15 protein-coding genes, 1 tRNA gene and 2 pseudogenes are annotated in these 14,832 nt (G+C 71.6%); 10 read left to right on the top strand and 8 right to left on the bottom strand.

The window, feature by feature from the left end; genetic code table 11:
• Positions 1–95: 95 nt before the first annotated feature.
• The 5 genes from OIE53_RS20685 to OIE53_RS20665 all read left to right on the top strand — a co-directional run bounded on the left by OIE53_RS20685 (position 96) and on the right by OIE53_RS20665 (position 2,965).
• Positions 96–425 (top strand): YbaB/EbfC family nucleoid-associated protein, encoded by a 330-nt coding sequence (locus tag OIE53_RS20685; RefSeq protein ID WP_327023180.1) that lies wholly within the window; start codon positions 96–98, stop codon positions 423–425.
• Position 426: 1 nt separating this feature from the next.
• Positions 427–732, top strand: a complete 306-nt coding sequence (locus tag OIE53_RS20680; RefSeq protein ID WP_327023179.1) for a type VII secretion target — start codon at positions 427–429, stop codon at positions 730–732.
• Entirely contained in the window at positions 732–1,433 is a 702-nt protein-coding gene (locus tag OIE53_RS20675) for a hypothetical protein (protein WP_327023178.1), read from the top strand. Before OIE53_RS20680 ends, OIE53_RS20675 begins: the two co-directional genes overlap by 1 nt.
• A 116-nt stretch (positions 1,434–1,549) precedes the next feature.
• Complete coding sequence (locus OIE53_RS20670; RefSeq protein WP_327023177.1) at positions 1,550–2,416, top strand: PSP1 domain-containing protein; 867 nt, start codon at positions 1,550–1,552, stop codon at positions 2,414–2,416.
• Between the two features lie 108 nt (positions 2,417–2,524).
• Positions 2,525–2,965: an Rv0361 family membrane protein gene (locus OIE53_RS20665; RefSeq protein WP_327023176.1), complete on the top strand. Its 441-nt coding sequence runs from the start codon at positions 2,525–2,527 to the stop codon at positions 2,963–2,965.
• 24 nt (positions 2,966–2,989) lie between these two features.
• On the opposite strand, the gene OIE53_RS20660 is transcribed toward OIE53_RS20665, so the two are convergent.
• Positions 2,990–4,807 (bottom strand): metallophosphoesterase family protein, encoded by a 1,818-nt coding sequence (locus OIE53_RS20660; RefSeq protein ID WP_327023175.1) that lies wholly within the window; start codon positions 4,805–4,807, stop codon positions 2,990–2,992.
• Positions 4,808–4,932: 125 nt separating this feature from the next.
• On the opposite strand from OIE53_RS20660, the gene OIE53_RS20655 reads away from it, so the two are divergent.
• From OIE53_RS20655 to OIE53_RS20640, 4 genes and pseudogenes are all read left to right on the top strand, one after another.
• Positions 4,933–5,006 (top strand) — tRNA-Thr (locus tag OIE53_RS20655).
• A gap of 380 nt (positions 5,007–5,386) precedes the next feature.
• A pseudogene (locus OIE53_RS20650) lies at positions 5,387–5,891 on the top strand (DUF2231 domain-containing protein).
• A complete protein-coding gene (locus OIE53_RS20645; protein ID WP_327023174.1) occupies positions 5,888–6,409 on the top strand; it encodes an Hsp20/alpha crystallin family protein in 522 nt (173 codons plus the stop codon). Before OIE53_RS20650 ends, OIE53_RS20645 begins: the two are co-directional and overlap by 4 nt.
• An 8-nt stretch (positions 6,410–6,417) precedes the next feature.
• Positions 6,418–7,524, top strand: a complete 1,107-nt coding sequence (locus OIE53_RS20640; RefSeq protein WP_327023173.1) for a glycosyltransferase family 9 protein — start codon at positions 6,418–6,420, stop codon at positions 7,522–7,524.
• 45 nt (positions 7,525–7,569) lie between these two features.
• Here OIE53_RS20640 and OIE53_RS20635 read toward each other — a convergent pair whose 3' ends face one another.
• Both OIE53_RS20635 and rfaE2 read right to left on the bottom strand, forming a co-directional pair.
• Positions 7,570–8,439 carry a glycosyltransferase family 2 protein gene (locus OIE53_RS20635; protein WP_327023172.1) on the bottom strand — a complete coding sequence of 290 codons (870 nt, stop codon included), beginning with the start codon at positions 8,437–8,439 and terminating at the stop codon, positions 7,570–7,572.
• Entirely contained in the window at positions 8,436–10,319 is a 1,884-nt protein-coding gene (rfaE2, locus tag OIE53_RS20630; protein WP_327023171.1) for a D-glycero-beta-D-manno-heptose 1-phosphate adenylyltransferase, read from the bottom strand. Before rfaE2 ends, OIE53_RS20635 begins: the two co-directional genes overlap by 4 nt.
• Positions 10,320–10,457: 138 nt before the next feature.
• Between rfaE2 and OIE53_RS20625 the strand changes: the two genes are divergently transcribed.
• The gene (locus OIE53_RS20625; RefSeq protein WP_327023170.1) at positions 10,458–11,006 is read left to right on the top strand and encodes a type 1 glutamine amidotransferase domain-containing protein; all 549 of its coding nucleotides are present in this window, start codon (positions 10,458–10,460) and stop codon (positions 11,004–11,006) included.
• A 101-nt stretch (positions 11,007–11,107) separates the two neighbouring features.
• Here OIE53_RS20625 and OIE53_RS20620 read toward each other — a convergent pair whose 3' ends face one another.
• From OIE53_RS20620 to ku, 5 genes and pseudogenes are all read right to left on the bottom strand, one after another.
• On the bottom strand, positions 11,108–11,599 hold the full coding sequence (locus tag OIE53_RS20620) for an NUDIX domain-containing protein (protein WP_327023169.1): 492 nt from the start codon (positions 11,597–11,599) through the stop codon (positions 11,108–11,110).
• A gap of 280 nt (positions 11,600–11,879) precedes the next feature.
• Positions 11,880–12,188 (bottom strand): annotated as a pseudogene (locus OIE53_RS20615) (NADPH:quinone reductase); the annotation flags it as partial.
• Positions 12,189–12,221: 33 nt separating this feature from the next.
• Positions 12,222–12,878 carry an HAD family hydrolase gene (locus tag OIE53_RS20610; protein WP_327023167.1) on the bottom strand — a complete coding sequence of 219 codons (657 nt, stop codon included), beginning with the start codon at positions 12,876–12,878 and terminating at the stop codon, positions 12,222–12,224.
• Between the two features lie 81 nt (positions 12,879–12,959).
• Positions 12,960–13,598, bottom strand: coding sequence for an FKBP-type peptidyl-prolyl cis-trans isomerase (locus tag OIE53_RS20605; RefSeq protein WP_327023166.1), 639 nt, complete (start codon positions 13,596–13,598; stop codon positions 12,960–12,962).
• A 184-nt stretch (positions 13,599–13,782) separates the two neighbouring features.
• Complete coding sequence (gene ku, locus OIE53_RS20600) at positions 13,783–14,799, bottom strand: non-homologous end joining protein Ku (RefSeq protein ID WP_327023165.1); 1,017 nt, start codon at positions 14,797–14,799, stop codon at positions 13,783–13,785.
• Between the last annotated feature and the right edge of the window lie 33 nt (positions 14,800–14,832).

Here is a 14,832-nt window from a genome sequence, read left to right as displayed (position 1 = left end):
GGCATCGACACGCGCAATTGAGGTGCGGTACGGTCCGGTGTGCCGTGGTGACGGCGGCGGCACCCAGAGTGAGACAGCCGGGGAGGAGTCCGCTGATGCCGCGGGGCGAGATCGACGAGGCGTGGATCGAGGAGGCGGTACGGCGCTACCGCCGGATCGAGTCCCTCCAGGCCGAGTTCGACCGGGCCGTGGCGACGGTCGAGGTCACCGTCCGGTCCCCGGACGGCCTGGTCGAGGTGGTGGTGACCGCCAGCGGCCGGATCACGGACGTACGCTTCCTCGGCCCCCTGCACCACCGGGCCCCCCGGGATGTGGCCGCTTCGGTGCGGGCGGCGGTCACCGCCGCGGCCGACGCCGCCCAGTGGGCCCGGGAGAAACTGCACAACGAGACCTTCACCGCCTACCGGCCGCTGGCGGGGGCCTGAGATGGACAACCTCCGCGCCCTGGCCGCCCGGCTGGACGAGGCGAGCGCCAGCCTGAGCGCCCTCTCCCGGTCGATCACGGCCGCCGACCCCACGCAGGCGGTCTTCGGCGCCGACGCCCCCGGTCGGCCGGGCGAGATCGGGCGGGCCCTGCACCGGCAGTGGACGGCCGCGACCGGCGACCGGGCCCGGGAGGCCCGGGCCGCCGCCGCGAAGCTGGCCGACACGGCGGACGCCCTGCGCCAGGCCGCCAACCGCTATGCCGAGACCGACTCCCTGGTCGCCCGTCGAGTGGTCCGGGAGGGGTGATGGACGCCCTGGACCGGCTCGCCGAGCCCGGCCTGGACCTGCTGCGCCGGGTGGACACCCTGCTGGCCGCCGGTGCCCCCGAGGGACACCGGCTCTGGCCGCTGCTGCGGCGGATGCAGGTGCTGCCGGGGGAGGCCCTGCGCAGCTTCATGGGCCTTCGGCCCGCCCCGCTGGCCGGTGCCGGGCACGCGGTGCGCCGACACATCCACGGGTACGACAATGCCAGCGCCGCCCTCACCGATCCGTTGCTCTGGTCCGGGTCGGCCGCTGCGGCGTACGGTCAGTCCCGGGCGACGCTGCTGCGCCATCTCGACGAGGGCCCGGAGAGTCTGGTCGGGCGGTTGGAGGCGACCGCCGGCTACGCCGACGCCCTGGCCGACTGGGTGGAGGGCAGCCGTCTCGCGGTCGCCCGCACCCTGGCCGAGGTGATCGGTTCCGCTGAGGCGGTGGCGGTCCTGGCGGCCACCGCACCGGGTCGGGCCCCCTCCCACTCTGGACCCTTGTCCTCGGGGGAGGCCGGTGCCGCCGAGATCGCCGCCCGGGTGCTGGCGGTGCTCTGCGTGGCCTACGACGGTGCGGAGACCCTGCTGCGGCAGTGGGCACCGAGCCTGGCCGAATCACCCTGGCGGCAGGAGAGCTCCCGGTTCCGCCCGGACAACGGACCTGCCCCGGGCACCCGATCGACCCGTATCGGCTGGTGAACAGGGTCGGCGGCCGACCGGCTGGTCGTGCCGACCGCCCGGGTACCGCCTCCCTTGCGGCTGATGCCGACTCGCGTACGCAGCAGGAGCACGCTGTGACGTCGTAGGGTGACAGCATGGGCATGCTCTGTGCGGTCAGCTTCCAGCGCTACGGCCGCCTCTACTACCTCGATCCGGGTGACCTGCGCCCCCAGGTCGGCGACAAGGTGCTGGTGCCCACGGACGACGGTCCCGAGGTCGCGGAGTGTGTCTGGGCCGCGCAGTGGGTCACCGAGGACACTGACGGTTTCCCCAAGCTCGCCGGGCTGGCGCAGGAGGAGGACCTGCGGCGAGACGAGGACCTGCGGCGACGCAAGGCCGAGGCGAAGGTGGCGGCCAAGCGGCTGATCCGTGCCCACGGGCTGCCGATGAAGGTGGTGGCGATCGACCACGTCTTCAGCAAGGGCGACGACCGTGGGGAGCGCAGCACCATCTACTTCACCGCCCCGCACCGGGTGGACTTCCGCTCCCTGGTGCGCGATCTCGGGGCGACCCTGCACTGTCGAGTGGAGCTGCGCCAACTCTCCGCCCGCGACTCGGCCCGGGTGCAGGGCGGCATCGGCTCCTGCGGGCGTGACCTCTGCTGCGCCACCTTCCTCAACGACTTCGAGCCGGTGACCATCCGGATGGCCAAGGACCAGGACCTGCCGCTGAACCCGTTGCGCATCTCCGGTGCCTGCGGGCGTCTGATGTGCTGCCTCAAGTACGAGCACCCCCTGTACGCCACGAGCGGCACCTACCCCACGAGCGGGCAGCGGGTCGAGACCCCCTCCGGTCTGGGCAAGGTCGTGTCCCGGCATCCGCCGAGCGAGACCGTCACCGTCCGGCAGCTCAGCGACGGGGCGGTCAAACGGTGCTCGCTGGCCGAGGTCTGTCGCCCCCGCATCGCGTACGACGAAAGGCCTTCCGCCGCAGAGCCGGGTCTGTCGCCGCAGGGGGAGTGACCGGCCGGAGACCCTCCGAGCTGCTTGCAGGGTGATTTATCGACCTGGATGCCCGACCTGCCCGTACCCTGCGATCTTGGGCTTGTCCGGGTTTCCTACCCTGCCCGCATGGCATATCAGCCGGCCGTGGCGCCGCCGAAGAAGTCCAAGCGGACACTGTTCATCGTGTTGGGTGTGGTGCTCGCCCTCTGTTGCTCTGGTGGCGCGCTCGGCGCCTTCCTGATCTACCGGGTGGCGATGGACGCCACCGGACCGGTCCGCTCCACAGTGAACACCTTCGCCGGTGCGCTGGTGGAACGCGACTATCCGACCGCCTACCAGCAGCTCTGCACCCGGATCCGGGACCAGGTCAGCGAGGCGGACTTCACGCAGCAGCAGGCCACCGAGCCGGACCTGACCGGACACAAGATCGTCGGGCTGAGCGTCTCCAACCAGAACGGTCTGGTCACCGGCACCGCGACCGTCCGCTACACCCCGGCCGAGGGTGGCGCCACCAGCCGGGTCTACCCCCTGGTCAAGGAGGAGGGCAACTGGCGGATCTGCGAGTGAGTCGCCGGGCTGCTCACTCCCGGGTCAGGTCAGGTGGACCGGCGGTTCGGCCAGGCGAGGTTTGAGGTCGGTGGTGGGGGTCAGCCAGGAGGCCTCCGGGGAGTGGTCAGGGTTGACCTGCCACCGGCGGGCCACCCGGTCGACCACGATGGGGTAGAGGGTCAGGGTGCCGTCCGGGTCGATGCGCATCCGGACGAAGCCCTTGGCGTCCTCGATGCCCTGGCCGGCGAACAACTCGTTGACGTTCACCCCGAAAGCGCTGGCGATCAGCAGGTACAACGCCACCAGTTGACTGGCCACCAGACCGATCACCGGCAGGTAGAGCACCGCCGCCGCAGCCGCCGGCAACGGCCAGGACCAGTTGTGGAAGGGCAGGGCCAACCAGACCCAGGTACCCACCGCTCCCAGCCCGACCTGGGCCAGCCCGTGCGCGACACCGAGGACCCAGTGCCGCAGGTTGCGCTCACCGGTGGTGCTGGGCGGCTTGGCGAACAGGGCCGCCGCCAGCACGGTCACCAGCACCATCAGCACCAGGGGCACGCTGAACAGCCGCTGCTCGGAGGCCAGGACCCGGAAATCGGCCACCCCGGCCATGGAGAGCATCAGCAGGGTCTGCAGGACGCCGAGCAGGGTGGCGAAGCCGGGGTTGCGCAGGGGCAACCGACCGAAGATCCCCCAGCCGTAGCGCCGGGAGCGGGCCGCGTCGGGGTAACGGGCGGCCAGGGCGTACGACCGGGAAGGGCTGGACCGCCGGGCCAGGGTGTCGCGCGGCGGCACCTCGATCTGCTCGGGCAGCTTGTGGGTGGGGTAGAGGTAGGCGCCCCCGCTGCCGCAGGTGATCAACTGGCGGTCGTCCGGGCCGGTGTACCGGGCGTAATGGTGCAGGTCACCGGAGATCAACACCCGGACCCGGGCCCCGGTCGGCGCGATGATGGTCCGGATGAAGTAGTCGATCGAGTCGTACGCCGACGGGTTGTCCACCGCCTTGACCCAGGCCGGAGCCGGCACCGCCAGGATCACCTTGCTCTGCGGGCCCAGCTTCGCGGCCACCGCGTCGAAGTAGGTCAGCTGCGGATCATCGACATACGAACCGGACTGGTCGTCCAGGCCGAACAGCCACCAGTCCGCAGGCAGTTCGGCGGCGAAATAGGACCGGGACTGCCCGGTACGCCAGCCACCGAAATGCCGGTCCCGGGTACGGACGAACAGCCGCAGAAAGGCGGTCAGTCCGTCGTACCAGTCATGGTTGCCGGGCACCGCGAAGACCGTCGGCTGCTCCGGCGGGGTGGTCGGCAGCGCGGCCTGGTACGGCCCCTTGCACCGATCCTCGTACGCCTCGTAGGCGGCCGAGGGGTACACCTGGTCCCCGCCCATCACCAGGGTCTGCGCCCGAGGCAGCCGGTGCCCGTCCACCGTCAGCTCCGGCTGGGCTAGCAGGTAGGCGACCGAGTAGGTGGCGTTGAACCCGTCACCCAGGTCGGCGACATAATCCAGCCAGAGCCCGCCGTCCGGCCCCACCTGCTTGGCGATCTCCGAGTCCAGGGCCTTCTGCAACTCCCGTTTGTCCAGGTACGCCCCGAACAACATCGCCAGCAGGGTACGCAGACCGGTGCTGATCAGCAGCAGCGGCGCGAGCCACGGCACCGGCTTGCGGGGGGTGAACCCCAACTCCAGCGGATCGGTGCTGCGCGGCCGCCGCGCCGCCCGCCCACCGGCCGCCTCCTCGGCGTACGGTCCCAGGGGAGCGGCCCGACCGGTGGCTGCCGGCTCGTCCGGGGGTGTTGGGGTGCCCTCCGGCGGGCTGTCGACCGGCTCGTCGCGAGGGGTGTGATCGTCGGCCATCCATCGCAGCGTAGCGGGCGAGGTGTCAGCCCTGCTGCGCCGGAAGGGCCGGGCTGTCCGGTACGCCGACCCGGCCAATCCCGCTCCGCCGGTCGTCGGCGCGTGCCGTACACTAGGCCATCGTTGCCGCCTTAGCTCAGTCGGCTAGAGCGACGCACTCGTAATGCGTAGGTCGACGGTTCGATTCCGTCAGGCGGCTCGGAACGAAGCCCAGGTCACCGACCTGGGCTTCGCCGTTTTCGAGATCAACCACACCGCCACCGGTCCCTAGGATGGTCCGCACCCCGAGACGCGACCGCCTCATCCAGCCGGTTGGACGACCGGGTCCAGGCCCGCCACCGAACAGCCCTCACCTCGGAGAGTCGCCTCAGGGTGTACCAGGTGGGGCGGAGCCAGGACAGGGTCCAGCCCACAGCGGCACGAACCGTCACTGCCCACCCTTCGCAGCGTTGACCATGACGACGGTGCCGCCGCAGTAGGTGCGGCGTGCCCGTCGTCATGTTTGTCCCCAAGTGACCGGGGTACCGCCCACCAACGCGGCGACAGCACGCCGGTCAGTGACCGCAGTGGAGGCCGGAGATGGAAAGCCGACTCAAGGTTCTGGGTCATCCTGTCCATCCCATGCTGGTGATGTTCCCGGCCGCCCTGTTCGTGACGGCGGTGCTGTTCGACATCATCGACACCGCCGGTGGGCCGGACTTCCTCGGCGAGGTGGCGTACTGGAACATCACGGTCGGCCTGATCGGTGGCCTGCTGGCCGCGGCGGCGGGAGCGTTCGACCTGCTGGCCATCCCGACCGGTACGCGGGCCAAGCGGGTGGGACTCACCCACGCCGCCGCCAACGTGGCGGTGGTCCTGCTCTTCGCCGCGGTCTGGGTGGTACGCCTCAACGCCGACTCCCGGGCCGCCGGTGGTGCGCTGATCGCCATCGAGGTGGTGGCGCTCGGCATCCTCGGCATCAGCGCCTGGCTCGGTGGGGAACTGGTCGACCGGCTAGGTGTCGGGGTGGACCGGGACGCCCACCTCGACGCGCCGAGTTCGCTGCGGTCGTCCAAGTAGTCGACGGATGGGAGACGTGCGATGACCGGACCGGGACGGAGTTGGCGGGGTGGGCAGCAGGGCTGGGACCCGCTGGGCGAGTTGCAGTCCCTGCGTACCGAGTTGAGTCGGCTGGTCGGTGGCCGACCGGGGCCGCCTGAGGTGGAGTTGGGGGAGACCCCGGACGGCTGGGAGGTGGTCGTTCGGCTGCCCGGTGTCGCTCCCGAGGAGGTCGCCGTGGAGGTGGACGACCGGGAGTTGTGCGTCCGCGCCCGGACCGAGGCCGAGGTCAACGCCGATCACGGGATCTCCGGTGGCTTCGAGACCCGGGGCTTCGACTATCGGGTGCAGTTGCCGGCCCGGGTGGACCCGGACGCGATCGACGCGGTGATGGATCACGGTCTGCTCCGGGTACGGTTGCCCCGACCCAGCCGCCCCAGCCCTCGTACGATCACGGTCGGCCGCACCGGGCCGCGTTCCGGCAGCCCGTCCAGCGGCATCGACCCGGCCGCCGACCGGGAGCTGCACCACCCGGACGTCGCCAGCGACGAAGCCGACCGGTAGCCCGGACCGTGGTGGCCCCGGCCCTGATCACACCGGCCGCCGGATGGGTCCCCGAGGTGGCCCGGATCGCCGTGCTGCGGGCCAACGCCCTGGGTGACTTCATCTTCGTCCTGCCGGCGTTGACGGCCCTGCGGTCGGCGTACCCGCAGGCGGAGATTGTGCTGCTCGGTGCGCCGTGGCACGCGCAGCTCTGGCGCGACCGGCCCGGCCCGGTGGATCGGGTGCTGGTGGTGCCGCCCGCGCCGGGGATCCGGACGGCGGGCTCCGGCGAGGCCGAGGCCGGCATGGTCGACTTCCTGGCCGCCGCCCGCACCGAGCGTTTCGACCTGGCGCTGCAACTGCACGGCGGGGGCGCCAACTCCAACCCCCTGGTGGCCGCCCTCGGTGCCCGGGTCAGCGCCGGTCTGCGGGCCGAGGACGCCCCACCGCTGGACCGTTGGCTGCGCTACGACTACTACCAGCCCGAGGTGATCCGCTACCTGGAGACGGTGGCGCTGGTCGGCGCCCCGGCGACCACCATCATCCCGTCCCTGGCGGTAACCGAGGCCGACCGGGCCGAGGCCCGGTCGGTGCTCGGGGAGGCGGATCGGCCCCGGGTGGTGTTGCATCCGGGGGCCACGGACACCCGCCGCCGCTGGCCCGCCGAGCGGTTCGCCGAGATCGGCCGGACCCTGCACCAGGACGGGTACGAGGTGCTGGTCACCGGCACCCCGGCCGAGCAGGAGGTGGTCGATCAGGTGGTCGCGGCGGCCCGGGTGCCCCTGCGGCCCCAGGTCGGCACGCTGAGTCTGGGCGGGTTGGCCGGCTGCTACGCCGACTGCGAGCTGGTGATCTCCAACGACACCGGCCCGCTGCACCTGGCCGCCGCCGTGGGCACCCCGACGGTCGGCATCTTCTGGGTAGGCAACCTGATCACCACGGCCATCCCGCTGCGGGCCCGGCACCGGCCGATCACCTCGTGGACGGTGCACTGCCCGGTCTGCGGGGTGGACTGCACCCCGGGCATCTACCCCCACCGTCCGGGCGACGGCGAGTGCCCGCACCGCGACTCCTTCGTCACCGACGTGCCGACGGTCGAAGTCCTGGAAGCCGCCCGGGAACTGCTCTTCGAGTAAGGAAGGGCCCCTTGTTAACGCCTGCGGTAGAGCAGGGGTCCCCGCTTAACACCCCGGCTCCTCGGTCAGGACGACCTCCCAGGCCTCCACGTCGCGGTCGGTGACCGTGGTCGGGGACTCCAGGTGGTAGGCGCCGCTGGGCAGGACCCCGGCGCCGCCGTGGCGCGCCAGCACGGCCAGTTGGGCGGCGACATCCTCGCCCTGGTGACGCGGGGGCACCCGCCGCCAGAAGTCGAAACCGCCGCAGTCGACCAGCTTGGCCCGGTCGTACAGCACACAGCCGCCGATCCAGGAGATCCGGTACGCCCGCCAGCCGCCCGGCGGCAGCGCCAACGCCTCGGTCACATGCAGCAGGTTGGCGGCCGAATGGATCTGGGCCCGGTCCCACTCCGGGGTGTCCGGCCCGATGCGTTCCGGCACCGGTCGGTCGCTCCACTCCTGGTAGTGCCGGTGGGTCTGCGGCCGTACGTCGTGCAGGTAGGACAGTCCGTGCACCCCGTTGCCGACGAACCCGCAGCCCAACTCCTCGATCGCGGTGACCAGGCGGTGCAGGGTGCCCGGTTCCAACCAGACGTCGTCGTCCAGGCAGAGCACGTACCGGGCGGCGGAGGCGGCGAGCAGGAAGGCGCGGTGTTCGGCCAGGCCCCGGCGGGGCAGTCGGCGGGTCAGCAGCACCGGATGGCCCCGGTACCGCAGGGCCCGGACCATGGTGGCCGCCGCCGGATGGGCGTACCCGGGCTGGTCGTCGGACTGGTCGCTGACCACCACCCCGAACCCCGGCACCCCCTGTTGGGCGGCCAGCCCGGAGAGGGTGACGGCCAGTTCGGTGGGCCGGTCCTTCGTCGGGATCAGCACGTCCAGCAGCCGTTCGGCCCGGAAGTCGGCAGGGGCGCCGGGGTCCAACGGTCGGTTCACGGCGCCTTGCCGGTCATCGGCGGCGCGGTAGCACCGGTAGCCGGTGGGTTCTCCTGCCCCACCGGCTCAGGGGCCACCGCCCCCAGGGCCTGCGCCGAAGGCGCGTCGAGGTCGAGCCCCACCTCCGAAGACCCCTCCTGGCCGTACGCCCGGATCCGGTCGATGATCGCGGAGGTGGACCGGTCCGGTACGTAGCCGAGGGTGCGGACCTGCCCGCCCAGCCGCTGCACCAGCGGTGCCTCCGGCACCAGCTCGGGCGGGTAGTCGCCGCCCTTGACGTAGACATCCGGCCGGATCGCCTCGATCAGGGCGGTCGGGGAGTCCTCCTCGAAGACCACCACATGGTCCACACAGGACAGCGCGGCCAGCAGGGCGGTGCGGTCCTCCACCGGGTTCACCGGACGGTCGGGTCCCTTGAGTCGGCGTACGCTGCCGTCGGAGTTGACCGCCACGACCAGCAGGTCACCGAGGGCCTTGGCCTGTTCCAGGTAGCGCACATGTCCCCGGTGCAGCACGTCGAAGCAGCCGTTGGTGAAGACGACCGACCGGCCGGCGCGGCGGTGCTCGGCGACGACGGCGTCCAGTCCTTCGGTGCCGACCAGCACCTGCCGTCCGGTCCCGTCGAGGGCCGGTTGCCCGAGGGCGGTCAGCAGATCCTCGCGGCGACACACGCAGGTGCCGGTGCCGGAGACCGTGCTGGTGGCGGCTAGTTGGGCCAGCTGGGCGGCGGTGGACAGCGGGGCCTCGGCGGCCAACGCCAGGGTCATGGCCGCCAGGTAGGCGTCCCCGGCCCCGACGGTGTGGCTGGCCGGTACGGGTGTGCTGTGGCTGCGGCTGGGCTGCCCGTCGGCGCCCCCGACCACCGCCCCCTCGGTGTCCAGGGTCACCGCGACCACGGCCGCCCCGGTGTGCGCCCGCAGTTCGGCCAGCCGGGACTCGGCCAGTACCGCCCGGTCCACCCCGGCTCCCGCGTCGGTGTTCACGGTTACCCCGGTGCCGGTGACGCTGAGCCCGTCATGGGTCATCGCCACCCGGCCCTCCCCCGGGGTGGGCTCACCGGTCGGCCCCTCGGTGCGCCGTGCGCCCGTCCCGACCGGCGAGGTGCCCACGGTCAGCTCGGAGGGGCCCTCGTTCGAGTCCACCTCCGGATGCTCCAGTTGCAGCTCACCGGCGCCACGGGCGCCCGCCTCGCCACCGGCGCGGGCGAGCAGTCGGGTGGCCTCCGCGAAACTGGGGGTCACCACGGTAGGGGCCAGACCCCGCCAGTCGACCAGGTCGTGCGCGTCGAGGGCGACAGTGGCGTACCGGTCCCGGTGGGCTACCAGCCAGGTGCGTACCCGGGTGGGCAGGGCCCCCAGGCCGTAGTCGCAGACCACCAGGGTGGGGGCCTCGCCACCGGCGGCGGCCTGCAACTCCCGGGTGGCGCAGTCCAGGGCGGTGAGCAGCTGGTGCACCCCCTCCTCGCTGAGGGGGTCGTCGGGGTCACCGGAGTCCTCGCGCAGCAGGATCTGGTCCCCGGCCAGCATCCGGCGCTTGACCGGGGTGTGCCGGCCGGGCTGGCTGACGGTACGGTCCCAGACCCCGGCCCGGTCCAGGCAGTCGTGCAGTTCGTCGCCGGCCACATCGGCGCCGACGGGTGCCACCAGCACGGACCGGCCGCCCAGGGCGGCGATGTTGACCGCGGTGTTGGCCGCCCCGCCCGCCGCGGAGATACGGCGGCGCAGAGTGAGGACGGGCGCCGGAGCTTCTCGGCACAGCCGGTCCGAGTCGGCGAACCGCCATTCGTCGAGCATGGCGTCCCCGAGTACCAGGACCGGGCGCCCGAGCCAGCTCTGCACCACCTCGGCGAGCCGGAGCTGTTCCGCTGCTGCTCGTGCCATGCCGGCGGATCCCCCTGCCCGGCAGGGTCAAACCTGTAGCCCGGAGCAGGTGGGGTGCGGCCGGGACCACCTCGGCGGCGCGTTTCGGTGCGCCCGGGTCGGGAACGGATTCTGCTAACCCCGGAGAGGAGAAGCAACATGGCAGTCACATTGCAGGGCAAGCGAGTCGCCTTCCTGGCCACCGACGGTGTGGAGGAGGTCGAGTACGTCCAGCCGCGCCAGGCCGTCGAGCAGGCCGGTGCCACCGCCGAACTGGTGTCACTCAAGCCCGGGAAGATCACCAGCTTCCAACACCTGGACCCCTCGCAGACGTACGAGGTCGATGTGAGCGCCGCGGACGCGGACCCCGGCCGGTACGACGCGTTGGTGCTGCCCGGCGGGGTGGCCAACCCGGACTTCCTGCGTACCGATCCGGACGCGGTGCGTTTCGTCCGGTCGTTCTTCGAGGCGGGTAAGCCGGTGGGGGTGATCTGCCACGGCCCGTGGACCCTGGTGGAGGCCGACGTGGTGCGAGGTCGTCGGCTGACCAGTTGGCCCAGCCTGCGTACCGACCTGGTGAACGCCGGGGCGGACTGGGTCGACGAGGAGGTCGTCACCGACAACGGGCTGGTCAGCAGCCGTAAGCCCGACGATCTGCCGGCCTTCTGCGCCAAGATCGTCGAGGAGTTCGCCGAAGGCCGGCACTGACCGCCGAGCGAGCACTGACCGCCAGACCGGCAGCGACCGCCAGGTCGGCGTTGACCGGCGGGTCAGTTCTGCGTGACGAAAGCGGTGGTGATCCCCGGTACCTACTTGAGGATCAGGCGGTTGGTCTGCTCGAAGACGTCCAGGTCGGCGAGGGTCTCCTGGACGCTGGCGGACAGGGGTTGCGGCAAGGCCTCGCGGGGGAAGAACCCGGCGTCGGTCGTCTCGTCGGTCATCCGGACCAGTTGGCCGTCCCACTCCTCGACCCGGAAGGCCGTGGTGAAGATCTGGTACGTGTGGCCGTACATGTTGGTGTGGGTGCGGTCCGCGCCGGTGTAGAGGGCGAAGGCGCTGACCCGCAGGGCGCGCAGTCCGGTCTCCTCACGGACTTCCCGTACGGCGCAGTCGGCGATCGACTCGCCCAACTCCATCGCCCCGGCCGGCAGCGCCCACTGCCCGTTGTCCGACCGGCGGATCAGCAGGATCCGCGCCGAGTTGTCGCGCACCACGGCACGGGCGCCGACGAACATCAGGGTCCGGTCGCCGGCCAGGGCGCGCAGTTGCCCGACGTACGAGTCCGCCCAGGAAATGCTCACCCGCACGAATGTACGCAGGGTTGCCCCCGGTGTCCGCGACACCGCCGGGTTACCCACTCGTAGGGGTGATGTGCCGGAACCGGCCACGCCGTAACACATCTGGGCGCATCATCGCCGTTAGGGATAGCGGGCTCGCGTAGACCACTCTCCTGGTGGGCGGCCCCGGCGTTCGCACCGCGCCGGGGCCGCCCGTTTTTGCGAGGGTTACCCGCAAAGCCAGTATTGCGAGAGTTGTTCGCATCTGTCCCGCTGATGGAGAAACCCGCCCGGAAACGCCCCGCTACCCGGTGGTGCTGATCAGCACCTTGCCCACGGTCGCGTCCTCCACCGCCTGATGAGCCGCGGCGGTAGCCGCCAGCGGATAGCGGTGCAGGGGCAGGCCCGCCTCCTCGCCCACCCGGATGCCGCCCTGCGCGGCGGCCGCCGCGACATCCACCACCGCCTGCGCCTTCGCCGCCTTCGGCAGGGTGTAGACCAGCACGAACTGCCAGCGGGCGTTCGGCACCATCAACGGCCTGATCGGCAGGGTCACCTCGTCGCCACCGTCGTCGGCGTACACGCAGACCACCCCGCCGGGATGCAGCACCTGGCGTAGGCGGGCCGGTGGCCGGGCGGAGGCGGTTCAGGCCAGCCGCTCCACGACCTGCGGGGTCAGCTCGTCGATCGAACCCAGCACGACGGCCGCCAACTGCTGCGCGTCCGGGTCCAGCGGGTACGCCCCGTGCGGCACCGCCACCACGGTCATTCCCGCCGCGGCGGCCGACCGCACCCCGTTGGAGGAATCCTCCACGGCCACACAGTCCGCCGGATCCACTCCGAGCAGCCCGGCCACGGCCAGGTAGACGTCCGGTGCCGGTTTGCCGCGCTCGGTCTGCTCGGTCGACAGGGTGGCCCGGAACTCGTCCGTCAGGTCGGTGGCGGCCAGCGCCGCCGCGATCAGCCGGGTCGGTGAGGAACTCGCCAGCCCCAGCGGCCACCGCGCGGCCAGTCGGCGCACCACCTGGTCGGCCCCGTCGATCACCGGTACGCGCTGGGCGTACCGCTGGGCCATCTCCTCGACCACCTCGGCGGCGACCTGCTCGGCGGTACGCCGTACGCCCAGTTCCCCGCTGAGATACCGGGCCCACTCCCCGGTGCTCATCCCCATCAGCCGCCGCTGGGTGTCCGCCTGCCAGGTCCCGTCGTGCGCGGCGACATACCCCCGCCGCACTTCCTCCCAGACCGGCTCGGAATCAACGATCACGCCGTCCAGGTCGAAAACCACCGCACCCACCGTCACACACCCATCCTGCCCCACCCACCCCTCAGGCCTGTCGAGCGGTGAACCCGATCGACTCCACGGGGTGGGTGGGTGGGGTGGTTACTGGGCGGCGAGGACGTCGACCACGAAGCGGAGGGGGCCACCCGGGCGGCCGCCGGCGCCGTCGCCGTACGCCTGCTCGGCCGGGATGTCGAGCTGCACCCGGCTGCCCACGGTCACGCCGACCAGGCCCCGGTCCCAGCCCTCGATGACCTGGCCGACACCGATCGGGAAGGTGGCCGGCTCACCCCGGCTCCAGGAGGAGTCGAACTCCTCACCGGTCTCGTAGAACACCCCGATGTAGTTGACGGTGATCGACTGGCCCGCCTCGACCTTCGGGCCGGTGCCCTCGATCAGCGGGGTGACGGTGAGCTTGTCGAGCTTGCCCTCGCCGGCCTTGGCCTCCGGCTGGGTGCCCAGCGCCGGGTCGGCCCCCTCCGGCAACTGCGGAGTGGGTGGCGCGTCCTGGGGCGCACCCTGTGTCGGCGCGGCCGACGGCTCACCGGCCACCTGATCGGGGGCGTCGTCGCCGCGCTGGCCGATCATCACGAACACGGTGATCAGCACCGCGACCACGGCCACCGCCGCGAACGCACCGGCCCAGGCCTGCCTGCGCCGTTTGGCCTCGGCCGCCTTCTGTTCGGCCAACTGCTCGGCCAACCGCCGCCGTGCCTTGCTCTCGCCCGCGTGCTCGCTCACGTCCTCGACTCCCTGCGCAGAGGTGGATGCGTCCGGCCACGGACGCCGTCGCCGACACACGGTACCTGGTCACCGGCGCGGCTCCGACCGTCGATGGTGACCAGTGGGACGACAGAGGGCCCTTGGGGCGGCTGTGGGACCGCCGGGCCGCACAAATCACCGATCCGTAGCGGGTGGAGTGAGATCAGGCGGTCTTGCGAGTGGCCTTCTTCGGAGCGGCCTTCTTGGCGGCCTTCTTCTCCGCCTTGGGGGCCGCCTTCTTCGTACCCTCGGACTTCTTGGCGGTCTCGGCCTTCTTCGGGGCGGCCTTCTTGGTGGCGGCCTTCTTCTCCGGGGCCTTGGCCGCCGCCTTCTTCTGCTGGGCCGAACGCGCCGAGGTGATCGGGGTCGGCTCGCCGGCACCACCCCCGGCCGGGGGCTCGCCCCGGGCCGCCCGGGCCCGCTCGACCGAGGCCTTCAGGGCGGCCATCAGGTCGACCGCGGCGGCCGGAGCCTCCTCGACCTCCTCCGGCTGCACCACCTCACGGCCTTCCACCTTGGCGTCGATGACCTCCTGCAACGCCGTCCGGTAGTCGTCGGTGAACTCGTCCGGGTGGAAGTCACCGGCCATCGAGTCGATCAGGGAGGTGGCCATCGCCAACTCCGGGGGGCGGATCTTCAGATCCTCGTCGAGGAAGCCGAAGTCCGGCTTCCGGATCTCATCCGGCCAGAGCATGGTGTTCAACAGCAGTACGCCGTCGCGGACCCGCAGGGTGGCCAACTGCTCCCGTTGACGCAGCGCCACCTTCACGATCGCCACCCGCTCCGAGTCGGTCAGGGCGTCGCGCAGCAGCAGGTACGGCTTGGTGGCCGTGCCCTCCGGCTCCAGGAAGTACGCCTTGTTGTAAAGGATCGGATCCACCTGCTCGGCCGGTACGAACTCCAGCACGTCGATCGCGTGCGAGGTGCTCAACGGCAGCTCGGCGAAGTCGGAATCGGTGAGGATGACCATCTCCCCGCCACCGATGTCGTAGCCCTTGGCGATGTCGTCGTAGCTGACCTCCTCGCCGCAGACCTGACAGGTGCGCTTGTACCGGATCCGCCCGCCGTCTTCCCGGTGCACCTGGTGGAACCGGATGTCCTTCTCCTCGGTGGCGGAGTACAGCTTCACCCCGATCGAGACCAGGCCGAACGACACGGCGCCCTTCCAGATGGCCCGCATCCCGTACTCCCTTCGCCGGTATCGACCATGCTC

The sequence above is a fragment of the Micromonospora sp. NBC_01739 genome, assembly GCF_035920385.1.
Classification (GTDB): Bacteria; Actinomycetota; Actinomycetes; order Mycobacteriales; family Micromonosporaceae; genus Micromonospora.
Note: the sequence above shows the minus strand (reverse complement) of the source record. Positions and strands in the feature narration are given on the sequence as shown.

Excerpts from the sequence above, each read along its gene's own strand:
- OIE53_RS20680 (WP_327023179.1), top strand. The coding sequence starts at position 427 with ATGGACAACCTCCGCGCCCTGGCCGCCCGGCTGGACGAGGCGAGCGCC.
- OIE53_RS20625 (WP_327023170.1), top strand. The coding sequence starts at position 10,458 with ATGGCAGTCACATTGCAGGGCAAGCGAGTCGCCTTCCTGGCCACCGAC.
- ku (WP_327023165.1), bottom strand. The coding sequence starts at position 14,799 with ATGCGGGCCATCTGGAAGGGCGCCGTGTCGTTCGGCCTGGTCTCGATC.
- OIE53_RS20675 (WP_327023178.1), top strand. The coding sequence starts at position 732 with ATGGACGCCCTGGACCGGCTCGCCGAGCCCGGCCTGGACCTGCTGCGC.
- OIE53_RS20665 (WP_327023176.1), top strand. The coding sequence starts at position 2,525 with ATGGCATATCAGCCGGCCGTGGCGCCGCCGAAGAAGTCCAAGCGGACA.
- rfaE2 (WP_327023171.1), bottom strand. The coding sequence starts at position 10,319 with ATGGCACGAGCAGCAGCGGAACAGCTCCGGCTCGCCGAGGTGGTGCAG.
- OIE53_RS20685 (WP_327023180.1), top strand. The coding sequence starts at position 96 with ATGCCGCGGGGCGAGATCGACGAGGCGTGGATCGAGGAGGCGGTACGG.
- OIE53_RS20660 (WP_327023175.1), bottom strand. The coding sequence starts at position 4,807 with ATGGCCGACGATCACACCCCTCGCGACGAGCCGGTCGACAGCCCGCCG.
- OIE53_RS20645 (WP_327023174.1), top strand. The coding sequence starts at position 5,888 with ATGACCGGACCGGGACGGAGTTGGCGGGGTGGGCAGCAGGGCTGGGAC.
- OIE53_RS20670 (WP_327023177.1), top strand. The coding sequence starts at position 1,550 with ATGGGCATGCTCTGTGCGGTCAGCTTCCAGCGCTACGGCCGCCTCTAC.